Genomic DNA, 4,103 nt, shown 5'->3' with positions numbered 1-4,103 from the left:
TTGCGCCGATGGTACTGCATCTCGTGGGAGAGTAGGTCGCCGCCTTGTTTTAGAAATCCGCATCAGTAAATGATGCGGATTTTTTTTGCTCCAAACTCAAAAAATAAACATACTCCACATTGTAACATAAACTAAAGGCTGCAACTTAATAAGTCTGCAGGTTAGTTCTTCATTTAGCCTATACTCCAAAGCTGAAAACTAATCAACAGCTATAGATCTAATTCAGAGTTGACCATTACAATCTCTTTTATTGAATTAAGAAAGCTTCATCAGGCAGGTTCTTAGTAGTTGTGAATTAGATTTGGTTTTATCGATGATCTGTCCTTCCGATAAATTTTAAATATTTTATTGAACTAAACTATTTACTTCTTGAAGCTAGTACTATATAAGCATTAAGAATTACTATGATTTTTCTAGTTGATGGTTTATGAAAGCGACCAAAATTCTTATTCTTTATTTTTTAATGATTTTTTAGAACTCTTTGAAGGAGCTTTGATAGCTGACTTAGTTCTTAAAACAAGATTTTTTAGAATATTGTGCGAGCTATTTTTTATGAAAAAAAGCAATAAGTATGGGTGTTGTTTACCGAGTAATTTCAATTAGTTTATTAAAATCGATCTTTTTAAAATACTTCTGAATGGCAGTAGGATGTACAGAAACATCAGAATTAAGAATCTTTTAAAATTATTTTGAGTTTTAAGGTATTGGTTTATAGGCGTTCTATAAAAATATTAAAATTAGTTTAAGAAAGTGCTTGCGGGGTTAAATAATGGTTCTATATTTGCGCCTCCAAAATCGGGTATAAGAATCGGTTTTACGTTCGTTGAGAGAGAGGTTATAAAAATAAAGCGAATTAAAAGCTTGCTGAATTAAAAAAGGGTGTTATCTTTGCCCTCCGGTTTTCGGGTATGGAAATTGGGTTTAGTTCTTGAGTTGTTTATTAGAAATTAGCTTAAAAAAAAATATAATTTTTAGCTTGTTTGGTAAATAAAAAATGTTATATATTTGCAGCCGCTTTCAGAGCAAGCGACGCACATTGAAAAAGGGTGATTTGGCAATAAAAATTAAGGTTCGATTCCTTAGCATCTACCGAAGAAGTTCTCTTATATATTAAGAGAAAGTTCCTTGACATATTGAATTGACAACGCGTATTATTTAGAGATAGATAATATTTGAATTAAAGACTAGAATAACCATTTTGAGCACCTGCTTTTAGGAGTAGGTAATTAAATTTCCTTATATCGTGGATATTATAAAAAACACTACGATGAAGAGTTTGATCCTGGCTCAGGATGAACGCTAGCGGCAGGCCTAACACATGCAAGTCGAACGGTAACAGTTCCTTCGGGAAGCTGACGAGTGGCGCACGGGTGCGTAACGCGTATGCAATCTGCCTTGTACTGGAGTATAGCCCAGGGAAACTTGGATTAATCCTCCATAGTCTATATGATTGGCATCATTTATATAGTAAAGGTTACGGTACAAGATGAGCATGCGTCCTATTAGCTAGTAGGTGTGGTAACGGCACACCTAGGCTTCGATAGGTAGGGGTCCTGAGAGGGAGATCCCCCACACTGGTACTGAGACACGGACCAGACTCCTACGGGAGGCAGCAGTGAGGAATATTGGACAATGGGCGAAAGCCTGATCCAGCCATGCCGCGTGCAGGAAGACGGCCCTATGGGTTGTAAACTGCTTTTATACGGGAAGAATAAGGACTACGTGTAGTCTGATGACGGTACCGTAAGAATAAGCACCGGCTAACTCCGTGCCAGCAGCCGCGGTAATACGGAGGGTGCAAGCGTTATCCGGAATCATTGGGTTTAAAGGGTCCGTAGGTGGACTAATAAGTCAGTGGTGAAAGTCTGCAGCTCAACTGTAGAATTGCCATTGATACTGTTAGTCTTGAATTGTTATGAAGTAGCTAGAATATGTAGTGTAGCGGTGAAATGCATAGATATTACATAGAATACCAATTGCGAAGGCAGGCTACTAATAATTGATTGACACTGATGGACGAAAGCGTGGGGAGCGAACAGGATTAGATACCCTGGTAGTCCACGCCGTAAACGATGGTTACTAGCTGTCCGGCTCGATTGAGAGCTGGGTGGCCAAGCGAAAGTGATAAGTAACCCACCTGGGGAGTACGTTCGCAAGAATGAAACTCAAAGGAATTGACGGGGGCCCGCACAAGCGGTGGAGCATGTGGTTTAATTCGATGATACGCGAGGAACCTTACCAGGGCTTAAATGTAGTCTGACAGATTTGGAAACAGATTTTTCTTCGGACAGATTACAAGGTGCTGCATGGTTGTCGTCAGCTCGTGCCGTGAGGTGTCAGGTTAAGTCCTATAACGAGCGCAACCCCTGTTGTTAGTTGCCATCGAGTAATGTCGGGAACTCTAACAAGACTGCCAGTGCAAACTGTGAGGAAGGTGGGGATGACGTCAAATCATCACGGCCCTTACGTCCTGGGCCACACACGTGCTACAATGGTAGGTACAGAGAGCAGCCACGTCGCAAGGCGGAGCGAATCTATAAAACCTATCACAGTTCGGATCGGGGTCTGCAACTCGACCCCGTGAAGCTGGAATCGCTAGTAATCGCATATCAGCCATGATGCGGTGAATACGTTCCCGGGCCTTGTACACACCGCCCGTCAAGCCATGGAAGCTGGGGGTACCTGAAGTCCGTCACCGCAAGGAGCGGCCTAGGGTAAAACCGGTAACTGGGGCTAAGTCGTAACAAGGTAGCCGTACCGGAAGGTGCGGCTGGAACACCTCCTTTCTAGAGCTTCTCTACCCAATGGGTAGAAAAGACGCGACTATAAGGAAAGAAAAGTTCGAATACTTATTTTAGTTTTTAATGTTGTTGATTCAAGATATTTTTCGATTGATGGCTCACTTTAAGTAGTGAGTCATTCGATTGATAAATAAAGGACAGTCTCATAGCTCAGCTGGTTAGAGCGCTACACTGATAATGTAGAGGTCGGCAGTTCGAGTCTGCCTGAGACTACTATGTGCTAAGGCACATATATGTTTTAGGTTATAAGCTTGAGGCATTTAGTTCATAAAAAAGATATTGAAGGAAATTTTAGAGGTTGAGTAGCCGTTATAAGTACTGTTAACTAATAACTGTTAACTAACTTTTAAACAATGGGGGATTAGCTCAGCTGGCTAGAGCGCCTGCCTTGCACGCAGGAGGTCATCGGTTCGACTCCGATATTCTCCACAGGGCGATGCCCTGAGATAGACAAGTTCTATTTCATTGTGTATCGCGGCTGAGAAATCATTGGCAATTTATTGTCAGTGGCGACTCGCCACACGTTCATTGACATATTGGGAAATAATAAGAATACGAGAGAAACAAATTTTTAGTTAGCTAGTAATAGTTAATTATATATTATAGATAGAACTCATTAGAATAAAGAATACAAAGGCTTGGTAGCAATACCTAGTCCTTATAAGAGCAAGAAGTACAATAAGCTAAATAAGGGCGTATGGGGAATGCCTAGGCTCTCAGAGGCGATGAAGGACGTGATAAGCTGCGAAAAGCTGCGGGGATTGGCACATACAAATTGATCCGCAGATATCCGAATGGGGCAACCCACTATACTGAAGGTATAGTATCCGCAAGGAGGCAAACCCGGGGAACTGAAACATCTAAGTACCCGGAGGAAGAGAAAACAAAAGTGATTCCGATAGTAGCGGCGAGCGAACTCGGATTAGCCCAAACCGGTTCTGTTACGGCAGGACCGGGGTTGTAGGACCACGACATTTTATGCGTAATGAATTAGAACACTTTGGAAAGAGTGGCCATAGACGGTGATAGCCCGGTATAGGTAAAGAGCGTTATAGATAGTGGTATCCTGAGTAGTGCGGGGCACGTGAAACCCTGTATGAATCTGGCGGGACCATCCGCTAAGGCTAAATACTCCTGAGAGACCGATAGTGAACCAGTACCGTGAGGGAAAGGTGAAAAGAACCCTGAACAAGGGAGTGAAATAGATCCTGAAACCATACGCCTACAAGCGGTCGGAGCGACGTAAGTTGTGACGGCGTGCCTTTTGCATAATGAGCCTACGAGTTACTTTATCTAGCAAGG

Annotated in this window: 2 tRNA genes and 2 rRNA genes (1 of these 4 cut by a window edge); all 4 read left to right on the top strand. The window is 42.2% G+C overall.

Annotation, left to right across the window (positions count from 1 at the left end):
• Positions 1-1,264: 1,264 nt before the first annotated feature.
• Positions 1,265-2,786: ribosomal RNA gene (locus tag DSM00_RS15375) — 16S ribosomal RNA — on the top strand.
• A 154-nt stretch (positions 2,787-2,940) separates the two neighbouring features.
• Positions 2,941-3,014 (top strand) — tRNA-Ile (locus tag DSM00_RS15370).
• Positions 3,015-3,156: 142 nt separating this feature from the next.
• Positions 3,157-3,230: transfer RNA gene (locus DSM00_RS15365), tRNA-Ala, on the top strand.
• Positions 3,231-3,478: 248 nt separating this feature from the next.
• Positions 3,479-4,103, top strand: a 23S ribosomal RNA gene (locus tag DSM00_RS15360) (it continues 2,207 nt past the right edge of the window).
• The 16S and 23S rRNA genes sit together here with 2 tRNA genes alongside, the layout of an rRNA operon.

The sequence above is a fragment of the Leeuwenhoekiella aequorea genome (assembly GCF_004104375.1).
In the GTDB taxonomy this organism is placed as follows: Bacteria; Bacteroidota; Bacteroidia; order Flavobacteriales; family Flavobacteriaceae; genus Leeuwenhoekiella; species Leeuwenhoekiella aequorea.
Note: the sequence above shows the minus strand (reverse complement) of the source record. Positions and strands in the feature narration are given on the sequence as shown.